The sequence below is a fragment of the Tateyamaria sp. GN1-10 genome (genome assembly GCF_055693845.1).
The window spans coordinates 3,697,800-3,716,025 of record NZ_JBVFUR010000004.1 but is presented as its reverse complement, the minus strand read 5'-3'; the positions used below and the strand labels follow the sequence as shown (position 1 = coordinate 3,716,025).

24 protein-coding genes are annotated in these 18,226 nt (G+C 60.7%); 4 read left to right on the top strand and 20 right to left on the bottom strand.

Going from position 1 to position 18,226, the window contains the following annotated elements; all coding sequences use genetic code 11:
• Window positions 1-107: 107 nt before the first annotated feature.
• The 13 genes from ACZ1HN_RS20505 to ACZ1HN_RS20445 all read right to left on the bottom strand — a co-directional run bounded on the left by ACZ1HN_RS20505 (window position 108) and on the right by ACZ1HN_RS20445 (window position 9,797).
• Complete coding sequence (locus ACZ1HN_RS20505) at window positions 108-1,082, bottom strand: ABC transporter permease (RefSeq protein ID WP_299201415.1); 975 nt, start codon at window positions 1,080-1,082, stop codon at window positions 108-110.
• Window positions 1,083-1,087: 5 nt separating this feature from the next.
• Window positions 1,088-2,206 carry an ABC transporter permease gene (locus ACZ1HN_RS20500; RefSeq protein WP_299201417.1) on the bottom strand — a complete coding sequence of 373 codons (1,119 nt, stop codon included), beginning with the start codon at window positions 2,204-2,206 and terminating at the stop codon, window positions 1,088-1,090.
• Window positions 2,207-2,209: 3 nt separating this feature from the next.
• Window positions 2,210-3,805 carry an ABC transporter ATP-binding protein gene (locus tag ACZ1HN_RS20495; RefSeq protein WP_472728837.1) on the bottom strand — a complete coding sequence of 532 codons (1,596 nt, stop codon included), beginning with the start codon at window positions 3,803-3,805 and terminating at the stop codon, window positions 2,210-2,212.
• Window positions 3,802-4,194, bottom strand: a complete 393-nt coding sequence (locus tag ACZ1HN_RS20490) for a nuclear transport factor 2 family protein (RefSeq protein ID WP_299201423.1) — start codon at window positions 4,192-4,194, stop codon at window positions 3,802-3,804. The genes ACZ1HN_RS20495 and ACZ1HN_RS20490 overlap by 4 nt, the downstream gene beginning before the upstream one ends.
• 36 nt (window positions 4,195-4,230) lie before the next feature.
• On the bottom strand, window positions 4,231-5,226 hold the full coding sequence (locus ACZ1HN_RS20485) for a BMP family lipoprotein (protein ID WP_299201426.1): 996 nt from the start codon (window positions 5,224-5,226) through the stop codon (window positions 4,231-4,233).
• Between the two features lie 201 nt (window positions 5,227-5,427).
• The gene (gene rimI / locus ACZ1HN_RS20480) at window positions 5,428-5,874 is read right to left on the bottom strand and encodes a ribosomal protein S18-alanine N-acetyltransferase (RefSeq protein WP_472728836.1); all 447 of its coding nucleotides are present in this window, start codon (window positions 5,872-5,874) and stop codon (window positions 5,428-5,430) included.
• A complete protein-coding gene (tsaB, locus tag ACZ1HN_RS20475; RefSeq protein WP_472728835.1) occupies window positions 5,871-6,443 on the bottom strand; it encodes a tRNA (adenosine(37)-N6)-threonylcarbamoyltransferase complex dimerization subunit type 1 TsaB in 573 nt (190 codons plus the stop codon). Before tsaB ends, rimI begins: the two co-directional genes overlap by 4 nt.
• Window positions 6,440-6,871, bottom strand: coding sequence for a GFA family protein (locus ACZ1HN_RS20470; protein ID WP_472728834.1), 432 nt, complete (start codon window positions 6,869-6,871; stop codon window positions 6,440-6,442). The genes tsaB and ACZ1HN_RS20470 overlap by 4 nt, the downstream gene beginning before the upstream one ends.
• Complete coding sequence (locus tag ACZ1HN_RS20465; RefSeq protein ID WP_299201438.1) at window positions 6,861-7,424, bottom strand: NifU family protein; 564 nt, start codon at window positions 7,422-7,424, stop codon at window positions 6,861-6,863. Before ACZ1HN_RS20465 ends, ACZ1HN_RS20470 begins: the two co-directional genes overlap by 11 nt.
• 100 nt (window positions 7,425-7,524) lie before the next feature.
• Window positions 7,525-7,980 (bottom strand): universal stress protein, encoded by a 456-nt coding sequence (locus ACZ1HN_RS20460; RefSeq protein WP_299201441.1) that lies wholly within the window; start codon window positions 7,978-7,980, stop codon window positions 7,525-7,527.
• Window positions 7,981-8,045: 65 nt separating this feature from the next.
• A complete protein-coding gene (locus ACZ1HN_RS20455; protein ID WP_472728833.1) occupies window positions 8,046-8,642 on the bottom strand; it encodes a DsbA family protein in 597 nt (198 codons plus the stop codon).
• Window positions 8,635-9,498: a branched-chain amino acid aminotransferase gene (locus tag ACZ1HN_RS20450; protein WP_472728832.1), complete on the bottom strand. Its 864-nt coding sequence runs from the start codon at window positions 9,496-9,498 to the stop codon at window positions 8,635-8,637. The genes ACZ1HN_RS20455 and ACZ1HN_RS20450 overlap by 8 nt, the downstream gene beginning before the upstream one ends.
• Before the next feature lie 59 nt (window positions 9,499-9,557).
• Entirely contained in the window at window positions 9,558-9,797 is a 240-nt protein-coding gene (locus ACZ1HN_RS20445) for a hypothetical protein (protein ID WP_189370941.1), read from the bottom strand.
• Window positions 9,798-9,920: 123 nt separating this feature from the next.
• Between ACZ1HN_RS20445 and ACZ1HN_RS20440 the strand changes: the two genes are divergently transcribed.
• Window positions 9,921-10,643, top strand: a complete 723-nt coding sequence (locus ACZ1HN_RS20440; protein WP_472729361.1) for a M48 family metallopeptidase — start codon at window positions 9,921-9,923, stop codon at window positions 10,641-10,643.
• Here ACZ1HN_RS20440 and ACZ1HN_RS20435 read toward each other — a convergent pair.
• Complete coding sequence (locus ACZ1HN_RS20435) at window positions 10,640-10,921, bottom strand: CBU_0592 family membrane protein (RefSeq protein WP_299599466.1); 282 nt, start codon at window positions 10,919-10,921, stop codon at window positions 10,640-10,642. The two genes, ACZ1HN_RS20440 and ACZ1HN_RS20435, sit on opposite strands and share 4 nt — an antisense overlap.
• A 56-nt stretch (window positions 10,922-10,977) precedes the next feature.
• Between ACZ1HN_RS20435 and ACZ1HN_RS20430 the strand changes: the two genes are divergently transcribed.
• Together ACZ1HN_RS20430 and ACZ1HN_RS20425 are read left to right on the top strand one after the other, a co-directional pair.
• Window positions 10,978-11,364, top strand: coding sequence for a YigZ family protein (locus tag ACZ1HN_RS20430; protein WP_472728831.1), 387 nt, complete (start codon window positions 10,978-10,980; stop codon window positions 11,362-11,364).
• Window positions 11,365-11,438: 74 nt separating this feature from the next.
• Window positions 11,439-11,699, top strand: a complete 261-nt coding sequence (locus ACZ1HN_RS20425) for a DUF6455 family protein (RefSeq protein ID WP_299698648.1) — start codon at window positions 11,439-11,441, stop codon at window positions 11,697-11,699.
• Here the strand turns inward: ACZ1HN_RS20425 and trhA are convergent.
• The 4 genes from trhA to rimO all read right to left on the bottom strand — a co-directional run bounded on the left by trhA (window position 11,691) and on the right by rimO (window position 14,654).
• Complete coding sequence (gene trhA, locus ACZ1HN_RS20420; protein ID WP_472728830.1) at window positions 11,691-12,323, bottom strand: PAQR family membrane homeostasis protein TrhA; 633 nt, start codon at window positions 12,321-12,323, stop codon at window positions 11,691-11,693. The two genes, ACZ1HN_RS20425 and trhA, sit on opposite strands and share 9 nt — an antisense overlap.
• 46 nt (window positions 12,324-12,369) lie before the next feature.
• A complete protein-coding gene (locus ACZ1HN_RS20415) occupies window positions 12,370-12,753 on the bottom strand; it encodes a thiol-disulfide oxidoreductase DCC family protein (RefSeq protein WP_472728829.1) in 384 nt (127 codons plus the stop codon).
• A 51-nt stretch (window positions 12,754-12,804) separates the two neighbouring features.
• Window positions 12,805-13,152: a hypothetical protein gene (locus ACZ1HN_RS20410; RefSeq protein WP_472728828.1), complete on the bottom strand. Its 348-nt coding sequence runs from the start codon at window positions 13,150-13,152 to the stop codon at window positions 12,805-12,807.
• A 122-nt stretch (window positions 13,153-13,274) separates the two neighbouring features.
• The gene (gene rimO / locus ACZ1HN_RS20405) at window positions 13,275-14,654 is read right to left on the bottom strand and encodes a 30S ribosomal protein S12 methylthiotransferase RimO (protein ID WP_472728827.1); all 1,380 of its coding nucleotides are present in this window, start codon (window positions 14,652-14,654) and stop codon (window positions 13,275-13,277) included.
• A 103-nt stretch (window positions 14,655-14,757) separates the two neighbouring features.
• Between rimO and ACZ1HN_RS20400 the strand changes: the two genes are divergently transcribed.
• Window positions 14,758-16,719, top strand: a complete 1,962-nt coding sequence (locus ACZ1HN_RS20400; protein ID WP_472728826.1) for an AsmA family protein — start codon at window positions 14,758-14,760, stop codon at window positions 16,717-16,719.
• Between the two features lie 33 nt (window positions 16,720-16,752).
• Here the strand turns inward: ACZ1HN_RS20400 and ACZ1HN_RS20395 are convergent, their stop codons facing one another.
• Window positions 16,753-16,965 carry a hypothetical protein gene (locus ACZ1HN_RS20395; RefSeq protein WP_472728825.1) on the bottom strand — a complete coding sequence of 71 codons (213 nt, stop codon included), beginning with the start codon at window positions 16,963-16,965 and terminating at the stop codon, window positions 16,753-16,755.
• An 80-nt stretch (window positions 16,966-17,045) separates the two neighbouring features.
• Window positions 17,046-18,215, bottom strand: a complete 1,170-nt coding sequence (gene pobA, locus ACZ1HN_RS20390) for a 4-hydroxybenzoate 3-monooxygenase (protein WP_472728824.1) — start codon at window positions 18,213-18,215, stop codon at window positions 17,046-17,048.
• Window positions 18,216-18,226 lie beyond the last annotated feature (11 nt).

Genomic DNA, 18,226 nt, shown 5'->3' with positions numbered 1-18,226 from the left:
CTACGCAGCAAACTGGGGTTAAGTTTGTGAGAAATCTGGACCTATAGCAGGGCGCACAGACATGTGCGCCTTACAACAAGGGGGGTGATGGCACATCAAGATGCGCCTTACCGCTCTTTCACATAGGGCTCGCCGCCCGCACGCGGGGGAATCGCCTTGCCCACAAAGCCCGCAAGGATCACGACCGTCAGGATATAGGGCAGGGCGTCCAGAAGCTGGACCTGCACTCTAAACCCAAGCGCGCCTTCGATGATGTCAGGGCGCAGGGCGATGGCCTGCAAGTAGCCGAACAGCAGTGTGGCCCACAGCGCATGCCAGGGCCGCCACTTGGCAAAGATGAGGGCGGCCAGCGCGATAAAGCCACGACCGGCGGTCATGTCCTTGACGAAGCCAGCTTGTAGACCCGTCGCAAGATAAGCCCCCGCGATGCCACATAGGATGCCGCAAATACCAACGGCCACAAAACGCAGGCCGACGACCGATACACCGGCTGTATCCACGGCCGCCGGGTTTTCACCGACAGCGCGCAGGCGCAAGCCAAAACGGGTGCGGAAGAGCAGCCACCACGTGCCCGGCACGGCCAGAAGCGCCACGTAGACAAGGATTGAGTGGCCCGAGATCAGCTCGGCATAGATCGGGCCAAGGAACGGCACGCCGCGCAGGCTTTCGGCAAAGGGCAGGATAATTGGTTCGAACCGGCCACCGCCGATCAGCGACGGGGTGCGCCCACCTTGCTGAAACCAATCCTGTGCAATCAGCACAGTCATGCCCGCAGCAAGGAAGTTGATGGCCACGCCGGAAATCAGCTGATTGCCCCGGAAGGTGATCGAGGCAAGGCCATGGATACCGGACAAAGCCATCGACGCGGCGATACCGGCCAAAAGCCCAAGCCAGACAGAGCCCGTCATGGCCGCTACGGCAGCAGAGAAAAATGCCGCAAACAGCATTTTGCCTTCAAGGCCGATGTCAAAGATGCCCGCACGCTCCGAGAACAGGCCGGCAAGACAGGCCAGCAGCAGAGGCGTTGCCAGACGCACGGTTGAGTCAAGGACCGAGAGGTCGAAAAGGGCGAGAAAATCCATCGTACTTACTCCGCCGGTTCAACCGATTTGGACGTCCGTGCATTGCGGGCCGCAAGGAATATCCGTTCCAACGGCATCCGCACCATGTTGTCCAGTGCACCTGTGAACAGGATCACAAGCGCCTGAATGACGACAATCAGCTCACGTGGAATCGATGTCCACAGCGCCAACTCCGCCCCACCTTGGTAGAGAAAGCCAAAAAGGATCGCGGCCAGGAAGACGCCGAAGGGGTGGCTGCGACCCATCAGGGCCACCGCGATGCCAATAAAACCTGCACCCTCAACCGCGTTCAGAACCAGTCGCTCGGCCTCGCCCATCACGTTGTTGATGGCCATCATGCCCGCGAGCGCCCCCGAGATCAGCATGGCGATCATGGTGATGCGCACGGCCCCTATACCCGCGTATTTGGCAGCGCGGCCTGACTTGCCATAGGACCGGATCTCAAGGCCCAAGGGCGTGCGCCAGATCAACAACCAGACCAGCACACAGGCGATAATGGCGATGACCAGCGACACGTTTGCCGGTGCTGCCTTGGAGAAGTTGATGCCAATCGGGGCCAGCATCTCGTGTAGGTTCGGCAGATGCACAGCTTCGCGGAACCGCTCGGTGGCGGGGTCCATGCTGCCCGCTGGGCGCAACTGGTTGACGAGCATGTAGTTCAGCACGGCAGCCGCGATGAAGTTGAACATGATCGTGGTAATCACGATATGGCTGCCCCGCTTGGCTTGCAGATAAGCAGGGATCGCGGCCCAAAGTGCACCAAAGACTGCAGCACCCGCCGTTGCAGCCAACAAGGCGATGGTCCAATGCGGCCAGGGAATGAACAGCAAGACAAGAGCAACGCCAAGCCCGCCCAACATGGCCTGACCTTCGCCACCGATGTTGAACAGCCCGGCGTGGAACGCCACGGACACGGCCAGCCCGGTAAACATGAAGTTGGTCGCGTAGTAGAGCGTGTAACCCCAGCCATAGGTCGACCCAACCGCGCCAGTGACCATCAGGTTCACGGCCTCTACCGGATTCTCACCAATGGCAAGGATCACCAGCGCCGACAGAAGCGCCGCAAGGATCAAGGAGATAAGCGGAACAAGGATCACCTCGGCCCATTTTGGCATCACATCCATGGTTCAGACCTCCTTCGACGCATCGCCGTGCGCATGGGCAAGGTTGGCTTCAATCTCGGCCATCGTGTGGGGCTTGTCGGTGTCGGTAATGCCCGCCATCAGCAAGCCCAGCTCTTTTTCGTCGGTCTCGGTCGTCTGCCGCTCACCCATGATCTGTCCGTCAAACATGACGGCCACGCGGTCGGCAAGACCCAGAATTTCTTCCAACTCAACCGACACAAGCAGGATGGCTTTGCCCTGATCACGCAGGGCAACGATCTGTTGGTGAATGAATTCGATGGCCCCGATATCCACGCCACGCGTGGGCTGCCCGATCAGCAACAGGTCCGGGTTCCGCTCAATCTCGCGCGCAAGCACGATCTTCTGCTGGTTCCCACCGGAGAAGTTCTTGGCCGCCAGATGCGGATGCGGCGGACGCACGTCAAAGCGCTCCATCTTCTCGGCCGTATCGGCCTTGATGGCCGCATTGTTGCTCAGCAGGCCCGAGGTATAGGCCGCATCCCTGTGATAGCCGAATGCTGTGTTTTCCCAGGCCGCGAAATCCATGATCAGGCCTTCGCGCTGACGGTCCTCGGGCACGTGGGCGATGCCACGGTCGCGGCGTGACCGTCCATCCGAATGCTTGCCGGTCAGGTCAATGGGCTGGCCATTCAAGGTCACGGTCCCGGTTGCGTCCTCGTAGCCACCTAGCACCTCAAGCAATTCTGACTGACCGTTGCCTGCAACCCCCGCGATGCCCAGAATTTCACCTGCGCGCACCTGTAAATCGATGCCACGCAAACGCTCAACGCCTTGTTCGTCCACAACTTTCAAGTTCTTGACGTCCAAGACAACGTCACCGGGTGCCGCCGGCGCCTTGTCAACGCGCAGCAACACCTTGCGACCGACCATCAACTCGGCCAGCTCTTCGGGACTGGTTTCAGCGGTTTTGACTGTGGCAGTCATTTCGCCCCTGCGCATCACGCTGACGGTGTCGGTGATGTCCATGATCTCGCGCAGCTTGTGCGTGATCAGGATGATCGTTTTGCCTTCTTCCTTTAGACGCCCGAGAATGCGGAACAACTGATCCGCCTCGGCAGGCGTCAGCACGCCCGTGGGCTCGTCAAGGATCAGAATGTTGGCCTGCCGGTACAGGGCTTTCAGGATCTCGACACGCTGCTGCATCCCCACACCGATCTCTTCGATGACGGCATCCGGATCGACCTTGAGGTCGTATTCCTTCTCCAGCTCCAAGAGGGTCTTGCGGGCCTTCGAAAGCGACGGCTTCAGCAAGCCACCGTCTTCGGCGCCCAGAATGATGTTTTCCAGCACGGTAAAGTTCTCGACCAGCTTGAAATGCTGGAAGACCATGCCGATTCCGGCGGCGATGGCCGCCTGGCTGTCGGGGATCTCGGTCTTGCTGCCCCCGATGAAAATCTCGCCCGCGTCCGCCTTGTAGAAACCGTACAGGATCGACATCAGGGTGGACTTGCCTGCGCCATTCTCACCGATGATCCCGTGGATTGTGCCAGGCATCACGCGGATCGAGATGTCTTTGTTGGCCTGAACAGGGCCGAAGGCTTTGGAAATGCCTTTGAGTTCAATGGCGGGGGCTGTCATGCGGTATCTTCCGTTCCCATGAAACCGACCATGCGCGTCAGCTTGCCGTTTATGTCATGGTCGATGAAATATTGTACACGCGCCATCGGCGCACCGTCACGCGTCAAATCAAGGGTGACGCGCGCGTGTGTATTGTGACGGGATGTTGCGACGATCTTGGCTGCCGCGTCGGGTACGCGTTCGGCGAACACCGTCAGAAAATCCAGAAAAGCGGAAACGCCCTGATACGGGTGCGGTGCGTGCGGGTCAGCATAGTAGAAGTTTTCATTTAAAGCGGGCGTAACCAGAGCGGCGCGCGTTGCGGCGTCGGGCTCACCCCAGGCATCGAAGATGGGTTGTAGTTCCAAAGTCATGCAATGCGCCAGCTTGAACGGCAGGCCGCGCCACATGATGTGTGGCGCGGCCCTTGTTTCATTCAGATCGGATCAGAAGTTCAGCACAGGGCAGCTGTCGTCCGACATATAATCGTGAACGGTCAGCGTGCCGCCCGCGATCTCTGCCGATGCTGCGTCCACGGCGGCCTTCATCTCGTCCGAGACCAATTCCGCGTTGTGCTCGTCCAGCGCATAGCCGACGCCGCCATTGGCCAGACCCATGACGTTAAAGCCGGTTTCCATGTCTACACCATCGGTAAAGGCCTGGAAGACGGCGTTGTCCACGCGCTTCATCATCGACGTCAGAACCTTGCCCGAGTGCAGGTAGTTCTGGTTGCTGTCCACACCGATCGACAGAATGTCTTCGTCAGCCGCGGTTTGCAGAACACCAACGCCTGTGCCACCCGCAGCAGCATAGACAACATCAGCACCCTGGCTGATCTGTGCCTTGGTCAATTCCGATCCCTTCACAGGGTCGTTCCAAGCGGCGGGCGTCGTGCCGGTCATGTTGGCGATCACGGTTGCGTCGGCGTTCACGGCCTTGACACCTTGGGCGTAGCCGCACGCGAACTTGCGGATCAGCGGGATGTCCATGCCGCCGATGAAGCCGACCGTGCCGGATTCGCTGGCCTGCGCCGCCATCATACCCACGAGGTATGAGCCTTCATGCTCGTTGAAGACAACGGAACGGACGTTGGGGGCGTCCACAACCATGTCGATGATGGTGAACTTGGTGTCGGGATAATCAGAAGCAACCTGACCCAGTGCATCGGCAAAGGCAAAACCGGCCATGACGATTGGGTTCGCACCGGATTCGGCAAAGCGGCGCAGGGCCTGCTCGCGTTGGGCTTCGGATTGCAGTTCGATCTCGCGGAAGCTGTTGCCGGTCTCGTCCGCCCAGCGTTTCGCACCGTTGAAGGCCGCTTCGTTAAAGGATTTGTCGAACTTGCCGCCCAGATCAAAGATCAGCGCGGGTTCGGCCAGCGCAGCACCTGCGGACAGGGCCAGGGCCGCAGTCGCGCCAAGGAATTTCTGCATCATGGTCATCTATCAGGTCTCCCAGTTTTATCATGGTTGGGGCGGTGGCGGCGGACCACCGAACGCCCGGGATCAAAAGATCATACGGGATTAGGCCGCAGGGGCGGGGGGGCGTCAACCGCTTTTTAACCCATGGGGCGGGTGTGAAGGGGGCTAACCTTGCGCAAAGCTGATTGGGTAGGCAGGGTGGCTGTCTGCCCCCGCTCGGCCCTACGGGCGAAGCCCTCCCGAGGATTTTTTGAGAACAGACAAGGGGAGGGCCGCGCGCATGATCAGCGCGTCAGCACGGCTGTCCGGGCGATGGTAGTAGTCCGGACGGGTCGCAATGATTTCAAAGCCTTGGTGGGTGTAGAGTGCAATGGCGTTCGCGTTGTCCGATGCCACTTCAAGAAAGGCGCTAGCGCACGTCGTGGCTGCCTCTGACATCCAAGAGGTCATCAACTTCGTGCCAATTCCCTGGCCCTGATGCGCCGGGTCAACGGCGATGGTCAGCAGTTCCGCCTCCGCTGCAATCCCACGCCAAAGGGCGAATCCATGCGGGACCGTGTTTAGATGCGTGTGGGGATTCGCCAAAAGATCGACGAACTCCTGCGCTGACCATGGGCGTTCGCGGGTAAAGGCAGCCCCATGTAAAGCGGCAAGTGTGTCCGGTGTCATGGCAGGATCGGTGGCGGTGCATCCCGCGCCGGTGCCGCATCCGGTGGACGGACATAGAACGGGGCAGGTGGCGGTGTCTTGGTCGGCCAGACAGAGGCGGCGTGCAGTGCGATCGCGGTGGCCAGTTCTGCGGGGGCAGGATGCGGCGCTGGGTTCGAGACTTCCGCAACGGGTCGCAACTGTGCTTTGCCACTCTCCGTGACATAAGCCATGTCACGGGGGGCCGGGATAGCGACGGTCGTGCCGTCTGGTGCAAGCCGCGTCCGAGCCTCGAAACCTGTGACGCCGTAGGCGGGGCACCCGAGCCCAAGGGCCAGGCCGCGCGCCGCCGACACGCCAATCCGAATGCCGGTGAAGTTGCCCGGCCCGGTTCCCACGGCCAGTGCATCCAGATCGGCCCAGCTTACGCCCTGGCAGTCCAGGACCTCTTCAAGCAGGCCCATCAGTCGCTCGGCTTGCCCGCGTGCCATCTCTTCGCCAACGGCGGTCAAAACTGCCTCGCCGCGCACCAGTGCCGCCGCGCAATGGGCCGCGGAGGTATCAAATCCAAGGATGAGAGGTTTTGTCATTCGGCCACGGTGTTCAAAGCATCACGTGCCGACGCATCGGAACGCGGCAGATCGTCATCGATATGCAGCCACGGCAAGGCACTGCCAGAATGGCTGTGCATCGCGGGTGCAAGCTGCTCCGCCTGATCAATGATCCCGATAGGCACATAGATCTGGTCCGGCAAGTAGTCGAAGGCCGCGCCCAGCGGCGCATGACAGGTGGGACATGTCCAGCGTTCGACACCAGCGGCACCCCGAAATGCATCCGGCAATTGTGCGATCACATCGGCCCGATCAAAGGCGGCAAAGGCCGCGACCGGCGCGCCAGTCCAGCGACGACAATCGTCGCAATGGCAATAAGCCACCGTGAAAGGTGGCTTATCCAGCGTCAGTCGGGACGCACCGCAATAGCATCGGGCCGTGATCGGCCCGGCAGTGTCAGACGGCAACAGGGCGTACCTCTGTCACCTCGGGAATATAATGGCGCAGCAGGTTCTCGATCCCCATTTTCAGTGTGAGGGTCGAAGACGGGCAGCCCGCACAGGCACCCTGCATGTGCAGGTAGACAACGCCGCGGTCAAAGCCGTGGAAAGTGATGTCTCCACCGTCCTGTGCAACGGCGGGACGGACCCGGCTGTCGAGCAGTTCCTTGATCTGACCAACAACGGCGGCATCTTCACCATCATGCTCTGCATGGCCGGAGGCCGGAGCGTGGCCATCATCCATGACAGGCTGGCCGGATTGGAAGTGCTCCATGATCGCACCCAGCAGGGCCGGCTTGATATGATCCCAATCGACGGCATCCGCCTTGGTCACGGTGACAAAGTCGGTGCCAAAGAACACGCCCGTCACACCTTCGACCGCAAAGATGCGCTTGGCGAGCGGTGACTTGTCTGCCGCCTCGGCGGTTGGAAAGTCGGCCGTACCCATTTCAAGCACGGACTGGCCGGGCAGGAATTTCAGCGTCGCGGGGTTGGGTGTGGATTCGGTTTGGATGAACATGGGCACAGCTCCTGAGCGTTACACTAGGATATGCGGATGCGACGGCGCGCTGTCAAGGTTTGGAACGATTCTAAAGTGGGCGAGGACACACAGATTGCGATCAGGTGATGGCTTCCAGCTTCTCTTTACTCAAATCGCCCGGCACGACAGTCATCGGAATCGGCAGATTGCCTGCGTTGCGGCTCAGCTGCGTGACAAGCGGGCCAGGGCCCTTTTTGTCCGTCCCAGCACCCAGCACCAACACACCGATCTCTGGGTCGTCATGGACCTGCGCCATGATCTCGTCCACGGCCTGCCCCTCGCGGATAACCAGCTCTGGGTCGATACCCTGCTTGTCGCGCATCCACTTGGCGAACACCTCGAAATGGGCGTGGATGCGCTCGCGGGCCTCCTCGCGCATGACATTGCCGACACCGATCCAGTGATTGAACTCGTCCGGTGGGATCACCGATAGGATTGCAACGCCACCGCCCGTATGGTTGGCCCGCATTGCTGCAAAGCGCATCGCGTTCAGGCACTCACGGCTGTCATCCAGCACCACCAGAAATTTGCGCATCCTGTCCTCCGCTCACGTGCCGGCACAATGGCCCAACGTCCGCGCGCGCGCAATCCCGCGTGTGATCACGAGGCGCGGGCGTGGGCAAGCGCCTGTTCCAACCGGTCATTGCCCCAGAACAACGCACCATCCACGACAAAACTCGGGGCACCAAACATCCCACGTTCCAGCGCCTCTTCGGTCGCACGACGTAGCAGGGCCTTGCCTTCTGGTGCGGTGGCCGCAGCCAGCACTGGCGCTGCATCCAGTCCAATCTCGTTCAGAAGGGTGGCGATCACGTCGTCGTCCGAAATATCGCGATCCTCGGCAAAATTGGCATGATACACGGCACGGACAAAGGCTCCGACCCACGGGGCATCCAAATGTGCCGCAGCAATGCGTGCAGCCAGCAGGCTGCCCCGCGGAAACGAGGATGGCTTGGCAAAGGGCAGCCGCAGATTGGAACAGCACCGCGCAATGTCCGTCCACATGTAAGCCCCCTTCACCGGAAACATGTTGAACGGCGAATCCGTCATGCCCTGCGCGCCAAAGACAGGCCCCAGCAGAAAGGATCGCCAGACCAGCGGCACCCCGGCCTTGGCACAGGCATCTTCGATCCGGGCAGCACTCAGATAGCTGTATGTGCTGGCGAATTCGAACCAGAACTCAAGCGGCTTACCCATGGCTTGCGGCCCAATCCCAATACATCTCTCGCGCGCGGCGGGTGACAGGACCGACTTGGTAGGACGTGTCCTCGAACCCCGACACAGGCGTGACTTTCATCATATTGCCAGACAGGAACACCTCGTCAGCGTCCTCGAAATCCTCGAATGTGAGGACTTTTTCGATGACCTCCATCCCATCGGCACGCATGTTTGACATGTGGCGGGCGCGGGTGATGCCGGACAGGAACGTGCCGTTCGGGATAGGGGTAAAGACCACGCCATCCTTGACCATGAACACGTTGGCAGTGGCGCTTTCGGCCACGTTGCCCATCGCATCGGCCACCAGCGCGTTCTGAAAGCCACGCTTGCGCACTTCGGCCAGCATACGGGCATTGTTGGGGTAAAGGCATCCAGCCTTGGCGTTGACCACGTTGTCTTCGATCACGGGGCGGCGAAACCGCGTGCGTCCCAACGTGATCGACGTGGACGGATCAGCCATCGGGATCGCTTCGAGGCAAATGGCAAATCCGGTGGCGTCCGGCTTGGGCACGATGCCTGACGCATCGCCGTCCAAACCCCAGTACATGGGCCGGATGTAAACGGCATCGGACGGATCATAGGCTTTCAAACCTTCGTGGATCGCCTCCACGATATCTGCGCTTTCCATGGTTGGGGTCAGCATCAACGCCTCAGCGGACCGGTTTACACGGGCGCAATGCAGATCCAGGTCGGGCGCACGGCCATCAAACCAGCGTGCGCCGTCAAACACCGTGCTGCCCACCCAACTGCCATGATCTGCGGCGCGCATGACGGCAACGTCTTCATCATGCCATGCACCTTCAAAGAATGTGCGGATCTTGGTGCCGGTCGCCATATCAGTCCTCCCCTACTGACCCGCAGGCTAGCAGAGACAGGTCAAGGGTCCAGACCTTTTCACTTCGGTTCCTTGCGCAACTGATACACACCTTCGGGCAAGTCCAGTGCCGCAGCCAAATCACGCGCCTGTTCCGGGGACAGGGTGATCTTGACCACGCTGTCGGTGCGCGGGTCATATTGCTCGACCGTGATCACCTCGGCGAACGAGTTGATCACAACATCTTCCTGCAGCGGGGCGGCCCCGTCATCCACCAGCGTGACGACTGTGGCGTCGAATTCATGCTCGATTGTAAACATGGGTTTAAGCGTATGCCATGCGCGCAGAGTTGCAAAGGGGCACACGGCTGCGTGAACAGGGCTGGAAGCTGCCAACATGCGTGATAGTATCTACTGCGTTTTCTACGAAAGGACATCGCCTTGATCACGCGTCTCTTGGCCGCCCTGACAACACTGGCTTTCGTGGCCGCCTGCGATGATGTGGTAATCGCGCCAGCGCCCACCGGTGGCCCCGCGCCCGCCACGCAGAGCGTGCCAGATGAATTGGGCTCGCGGCAGCAATCCCTTCGTGCCTTTGCCGAGGTAGTGCGCCGTGTCGAACCCGTGGCTGAACGCGAATGCCGTGCCCGGACGCGGGACGTGAACTGCGATTTCAGAATCATCGTGGATGATCGGCCAAACGCCCCTTCCAATGCCTTTCAAACGCTTGATGACGATGGCCGCCCGCTGCTGGTGTTCACAGAGCGGCTGATCGACGACGCGCGGAACGTGGATGAGCTGGCCTTTGTCATGGGCCACGAAGCGGCGCACCACGTGCGCGGCCACATTGCGCGGCAGCAACAGAATGCGGCTGCAGGGGCGGTCATCTTCGGCGGTTTGGCCACAACGCTGACCGGCGGTGATGCAACTGCAATCGAGTCCGCCCAGCGGATCGGGGCGCAGGTGGGCGCACGGACCTATTCCAAGGATTTCGAGCTTGAGGCCGACGCGCTGGGCACCGTCATTACGGCCGCCGCGGGCTATAATCCGGTCAACGGAGCCGAGTTCTTCAACCGCATCCCCGATCCTGGTGACCGATTCCTCGGGACGCACCCGCCCAACGCGCAGCGCATCGAAACCGTGCGCCGTACCGCCGCCGGTCTTTAGACCGGTGCGGATGCACCGCGGCGTTTCAATCGGACCAGGATGCCGACAAGAGACATCGCCACCCAGAAGATCTGCAAAAGGGCCGAGGCCAGATTGAAACTGGCCATCAGCCCCAGCAACACGCAGCTTGCGGCAACGAGGTTGATGCAGAAATAAGCCAGACAATCGCTGCTTAGGCAGCGGGTGGTCAAAAGGCTGTAATTCGTCACATAAAGGGCAAAGCCCAGAATGCCGATCAGCTCATAAATGGGCATCGGCGGCAGTATTGAAAACGTCATGGGAAAATCCCCGGTTTGAAATTGTCTTTAATCAATCAATGCAGCGGGGATAGCACATGCGGGCCCGTCTGTCGGGTCTGGGAAACCCGACCTTGAAGCAGCTTGGGCACATCCTGACTGACCGCGGCTCGAAATACGCCGTGTCCGGCTGTCCCGTCATATCGCGGGCCGACATTGACGCTGCACTAAAAGACCTCAAACGCGATCGGGTCTATGCCAAGGCCACCCACAATACGTGGGGTGCCGCACTTTCCGATGGTGGCCCGATCAAGGGCGACGATGGTGAGGCGGGCGCGGGTATGGTGATCCTGCGCATGCTCGAACGCGAGGTGCTGACCGATCACCTGGTCGTGGTCACCCGCTGGTATGGCGGCAAACATCTGGGCGGTGACCGCTTCCGCCATGTGCAAAGCTGCGTGCGCGCCTATCTCGACCAGCTTTGATCTAGATCAAGGACCTTCCGCACCGCGCCCGTCAGGCTGGAACCATCCAAGGATCTCGTCGAAAGGGACGCCCGATGACTGACGCCCGATTGAAGACCCACGCCGATTTGGTCGACCGCATGGCCACCGCCCGCGGTGTCGACCTGCAAGAAGCCGCCCTGCGCGCGCATCTTACACCCTCCGACATCTCGGATCTCGTGCTGAAATGTGTGGGTTGCACAAAGCCTGACGCCTGCGCGCAATGGCTGGAAATGCAGCCCGGTCGAGTATCTGAAACGCCGGACTTCTGCCGCAACGCCGAAGCATTTGGCGAACTGGCCCGCCGCTCAGACTGACACGCCGAGGGCCACAGCCCCAAAGAAACAGGCGGAGGCGGCCAGAACGAAGCTGTGCCAGATCGCGTTCTGAAAGCGCAGCGACTTCTGCGCGTAAAACACCGTGCCCAGCGAATACAGACCGCCGCCCGCCACGATCAACGCGGTCGAGGCCCCGGGCAGGTTCTGCCACATCGGCCAGATCAACAGCACGCTCGCCCAGCCCATCGCCAGATACAGCGCCAGCGACCCGCGCGCATCCGTGGCCCAGAAGCTCAGCTTGGCCACGGCCCCCAGCAGGGCCACCATCCAGACAGCGGCTAGCACCACGTAAGCAAAGGCTGACCCGATCAGGACAACCAGCGGCGTGTAAGTGCCCGCAATCTTGAGGTAAATAGCGGCATGATCGACCCGGTGAAACACCGGACGCGACCGCTCCCACGGCAGCAGATGATAGGCCGCAGAGGCCACAAGGGCAAAGACCGCAAGGCCGGTATAGATGCTGGTCGCAGCAATCTGTGCCGCCCCTTGGGTCTGCACAACATGAACCAACAGCATTGCACTTGCTGTGATCCCGGCTGTCAGACCAAGAACATGAACAGAAGCATCGGCAAGGGTTTCACGAACGGAATTTGGGTATGGCATCTGGGCAGCCTGACCTGTGAGATGCGCGTAGTCTAGGCACAAACCCTCACGATTCAGTTGACGTTGCTGCCGCCTGACGCCGCAGGTGCCACTGGTAGATCAGCGGCGCCAACACATGGTCATATGCTTTGGACGCCAGCCAATGGAGACCGGGCAGCGACACGATCCGTGCCAACCAGTGATAACGCGGCATGTCCTGCCACAGCACGATGAAGGCCGGGATGCCCGAATACATCTGACCACCCCGCAACACGTACAGACGGCGCGCCGCCTCGTCCCGGCTTAGCCCCCAATCCGTCATATCGATGCAATTCAGATCTTCAAAGCGGATGGGCAGGGCACGGCCCTCACTATACTTGGCATAGTGGTCAATCTCGAAACTGCAGACAGGGCAATCTGCGTTATAAAGCACCCGGGTATCTTCAGTCATGATGCAAATATAGAGCCGCACCAGCGCGGCTCTACAGACAAAGCGCCGCACTTACCGCGGTTTGTTCCCGTCAATCCAGCGCGACATCATCACCTTGTCCTTGAAACACTCCGCCGGGATCTGGCGGCGCTTCAGACGGGCAATGCGTTCGGCAAACTGCACCTGCTTTGCGCTGGGATAAGCTGAAAAACGGCCCTCTTGGGCTTTGGGCTTGGCCCGATCGATCCACGCCGACAAACTCGCCCGGTCACGGAAGAGTGCCGCAGGCAAGGGGCGGCCCGTCTTTGCAGCCAGCGTCCGGGCATAGACAATCTGCTTTTCCGTTGCAGGCTGCGCGTCAAGAGGCAGGGCCGTCTGCACCGGCTCGAACAGGCCGGGAAGGGTAGGATGGATCGACATATCTGTTCTCCTTGCTTTCGCCAGGGTGGAGAACAAATATAGAACAAATTAACCAAAACGCAAGGTTTGTGGGGAAAGGCCGCGAATGTGTTGAATATGGATAGGTGCAACCGGGCCCTTATTCAGCCCGCTGTCACCAGCTTTCCCCACAGGTCGTAGTCACCCGCCTCGTCCACCTCGACGGTGACGATATCGCCGGGGGTCAAATTCTCGAACCCCTCGTCGATGAACAGATTGCCATCGATCTCGGGCGCATCTGCCTTGGTCCGGCAGGTGGCGGCCTCGTCGTCCACCTCGTCAACGATCACGTCCATGCGCTGACCCACCTTGGCGGCCAGCTTGGCTTCGGAAATGGCCGCGGCCTTCTCCATGAACCGCTCCCAGCGTTCCTGCTTCAGTTCAGGCGCCACGTGATCGGGCAGGGCGTTTGATCGCGCGCCTTCCACGTTTTCGTACTGAAAGCATCCCACGCGATCCAGTTGCGCCTCGTCCATCCAGTCCAGAAGGGTCTGGAATTCCTCTTCCGTTTCACCGGGATAACCCACGATGAATGTCGAACGCAGAGTAATCTCAGGGCAGATCGACCGCCATTCGGCGATCCGGTCCAGCGTCCGTTCGGCGGCAGCAGGGCGTGCCATGCGGCGCAGCGTATCTGTGTGGGCGTGCTGGAACGGAATATCCAGATAGGGCAGCACCAGCCCCTCCGCCATCAGCGGGATCAGCTCGCGCACATGGGGGTAGGGATAGACATAGTGCAACCGTACCCACGCGCCCAGTGATCCCAGATCGCGGGCCAGATCAGTGATATGCGCGCGGTGTCCCCTATCCTCGGCATGTTTGATATCGACGCCATAGGCCGACGTGTCCTGAGAGATGACCAGCAGTTCCTTCACTCCGGCCTCGACCAGCTTTTCGGCTTCCCGCACAACGGCATGAGCAGGGCGGGACGCAAGGCGGCCACGCATGTCCGGGATGATGCAGAACTTGCACTTGTGGTTACAGCCCTCTGAAATCTTGAGGTAACTGAAATGGCGCGGGGTCAAGCTGACGCCGCGCGCGGGCAGCAGATCGACAAACGGGTCCGGGTCTGGCGGCACCGCCGCGTGCACGGCATCCAGCACCTGCTCGTATTGATGCGGCCCGGTCACGGCCAGCACTTTGGGATGTGCGCCGGTGATGTACTCAGGTTCCGCGCCCAGGCAGCCGGTGACGATCACGCGCCCGTTCTCGTCCAGCGCCTCGCCAATGGCATCAAGGCTTTCGGCCTTGGCACTGTCCAGAAAACCGCAGGTGTTCACGATCACCGCATCCGCGCCGGAATAGTCGGGCGAGATGCCGTAGCCCTCGGCCCGCAGCCGGGTCAGGATGCGTTCACTGTCGACCAGGGCTTTGGGACAGCCCAGGCTGACCATCCCGATTGTGGGCTGGCCGGGGCGGCGTGTGCCGTCCAGCGTGGCTTTGGGGGCAATATCGGGGCGCAGATCAGGCGGGTTTGTGCTCATGGCTTGCCTCATATGTGATGTGGTGGCCCGGGAAAAGGGTTGGGTGCTATGCGTGCGCTGCGTTACGCTGGTCTCAATACGTCGTCAGAACGGAGCAGTCGTCATGAAATGGATTTTGCGCCTCATCGGGTTTGTCCTGGTTCTTGTGCTTGTGGCCGTCGTGTCCTTGTTCTTCCTGCCTGCCGACCGCATCGGCGTCATCGCTGCTGACCAGATCCGAAAGGCAACGGGGCGTGACGTGACCATCACCGGGGTGTCGATGACACTGTGGCCGGTGTTGGGTGTGCGGGCAGATGGGCTTGAGGTTGGCAATGCCGAATGGTCCGAACAGGGGCCCATGCTCACGGCTGAGAATGCTGCGATTGGCGTGGACCTCATGGCCTATATCCGCGACCGCGAAATCCGCATCACCAATATCGAAGCAACGCGCCCCACCATCCGGCTCGAAAGTCGTGCTGATGGGCGGGCAAGCTGGGTCTTCACCGATGCCAGTGGAGAGGCGCAGATCGAAACCGAGACGGCACCCACCCGCGACGCGCAGCCTTTGTCGATCCAGAAGCTACAGATCACGGACGCCACGTTGGTCTATGCTGCGGAAGGGTCAGATACGCTTTCATATTCAGGTGTGGACCTGTTTCTTGACTGGCCCGAGCGTCTGGGCCCGGCCACCATCGACGCGACCCTGCGCCCCTCGGGGACACCGGTTGAGGTAGACGCCACCATTGGCGGGTTCGCGGGCTTCATCGCGGGACAGGTGCAACCCGTCAAGGCATCCATCGAAGCAGGTGGGGGGCTCTTGACGCTGGACGGACGCGCCAGCACCGCCGGAGAGGTTGCAGGCACGCTTGGGTTGAACCTGCCGGATACCGATACGTTTATGGCCGCCTTGGGCCTGCCGCGCCCCGGTCTGCCAGCAAAACTGGGGGAGTCGGTCGAGATGTCGACGCAGCTCACCCTCACCGCCGACCGACGCCTGTCCCTGCGCGATCTTCGGGCAGACCTCATGGGCAACATGGTGACTGGCGCGGCCGATATCAGCCTGAACGGCACACCGACAATCAACGCCCAGCTGAATGCCGGTGCGCTGGACCTGAGCAGTGCAACCGGCGGGGCCAGTGAGGGTGGTAGTGGCAGTTCCTCCTCCTCGGAGACTGAGGTAGGCACCGGCTGGCCCACGGATCCGATCGATGCCAGCGGGCTGGCGGGGTTCAATGGTGAGATCGCATTGGCCGCCTCTTCCATCGACCTTGGCCAATTCAAACTGGGGCCGACGCGCACCCTTTTGCGCAACGATAACAGTCGCATGGTGTTCGAACTGCGCGAGGTCGCCGCCTACAATGGCACCTTGGCGGGCGAGTTTGTGGTCAACAACCGCTCGGGTCTGAGCGTGGGCGGGAACCTGACGGCGCGGGGCCTTGGCCTGCAACCCTTCCTGCGGGATGCCGCGGACCTTGAGATGTTGACCGGCAAAGCCAATGCGCAGGTGAAATTTCTTGGCGTCGGTTCCAACGTGGACGCGATCATGAAGTCCCTTTCGGGCAATGGGTCATTCAATGTCGCGGGCGGCACAATCGAAGGGCTGGACCTTGATGGTCTTCTGAAATTTGGTCGTGGCAACGGACGCACAACGGTGTTCGAAGACATGAGCGCAAGCTTCCGAATGGAGGGCGGTAACCTTCTGAACGATGACCTTCTTGTCGTGCTGCGCAGCTTCGAGGCGCGGGGTGCTGGCCGGGTTGGACTGGGCCAGCAGGACATCGACTATCTGTTCACACCCACGGCACTCAAAGGCGATGATGGCCCCGATCTGGCGATCCCCGTGCGCATTCGGGGACCTTGGGCCGACCCCAGCATTCTGCCCGATCTGGACTCGGCCATTGACCTGAAGCTGGACGAAAAACTCGAGGCCGAGAAAGCCAAGATCGAAGCCAGGGCCAAGGACAAGGTCCGCGAGAAAGTGACCAAGGAACTGGGTGTCACCGATGAGGGCCAGGACCTGGAAGGTGCGGCCAAACGGAAGCTGGAAGATGAGGTCAAAAAGGGGCTGCGGAGCTTGTTTGACTGATTTGTCCCCGCGGGGACAGCCTGTTCGGTGGCGTCACGGAATCTTGGTGGTTTTCTGAATTTGTAATGGCGTCAGGGACTTGGCCTTGCGCACGGTCGGTTTGGGCCAAATTAACCAGATTTTCGGCAAGCTGCCCACGAAGGCGGGCGGCAATTTGGTGCGGGTGCGGGACGGGCAAATGACGGTGCGGGGCTGTACTGCTTTTTCGGGTTTCTGAGACCGATCTTTCCTGCGCAAGGTTGGCATGTGACGCACATTGGTCTGGTCTATCGTCGCCGACCCACCTTTGAATTCTGATCGGGCAACGGCGGTGACGCGTTTCCAATTCAGTACGGCAGACCAACATAGTTGAGCGCCATTGCCGCTTGCGCCTCTTGGCTGTCGCGCAGGAAGGCAAGTTCGGCCAACTGCATTTTCTTGTCGAAGGCGGTTTGTCCGGGGAAGTGGTGCATGAGGGTCGAGAACCACCAGCTAAATCGTTGTGTTTTCCATACACGGCCCAGGGCGCGTTCCGAGTAACGGTCGATCCCGTTGCTGTCGCCCTCTCCGTAGAATTGGCGCAGTCCCTGGTTCAGATAGTGAACGTCTGATGCGGCGGTGTTGAGGCCCTTGGCTCCGGTCGGTGGAACGATATGGGCCGCGTCGCCGCACAGGAACAGACGCCCCCAGCGCATCGGCTCGCACACGAAGCTGCGCAGCGGCGCGATGGATTTTTCGATGCTGGGGCCGGTGATCAGTGTGTCTGCGGCCTGCGGTGGGATGCGGCGGCGCAATTCGTCCCAGAAGGCGTCGTCCGTCCAGTTGGACGGGTCATCTGATGTGTCACACTGGATGTAGTACCGGCTGAGGTTTTCGTTCCGCATCGAGCAGAGGGCAAAGCCGCGATCCGAGTTGGCGTAGATCAGTTCATCGTTCACGGGTGGTGTTTCGGACAGGATGCCGAGCCAGCCGAAGGGATAGACCTTTTCATACTCCTGCCGCACGCTTTCTGGAATTGTCTGTCGGCTGACACCGTGAAACCCGTCGCAACCCGCCACGAAATCACAATCGATCCGGTGGTTTTGGCTGTGTCGGGAGAAGGTGACATAAAGCGCGTCGGTGTCGGCGTCATGGATCACGACATCTTCGACCTCGAACCGCGTATCGCCGCCTGTTGCATCGCGAGCATCATAAAGGTCGCGCGTCACTTCGGTCTGTCCGTAGACCAGAACCGTTGCGTCCGTGTGGGTGGTGAAATCCACGCGGAACATGTCGTTGTCATAGGCGATGAGCGTGCCGTCATGCGCGAAGCCTTCGGCCTTCATCCGGGTGTCCACACCGGCTTCGCCCATCAGACCGACTAGGCCCCGTTCCAGCACGCCTGCGCGGATGCGACCAAGAACATATTCACGCGATTTGCGCTCAAGAACGACCGTTTCGATCCCGGCCTTGTAGAGCAGTTGGCCCAGCAACAGGCCGGACGGCCCACCGCCGACGATGACGACCTGAGTGCGCATGATACCCTCCC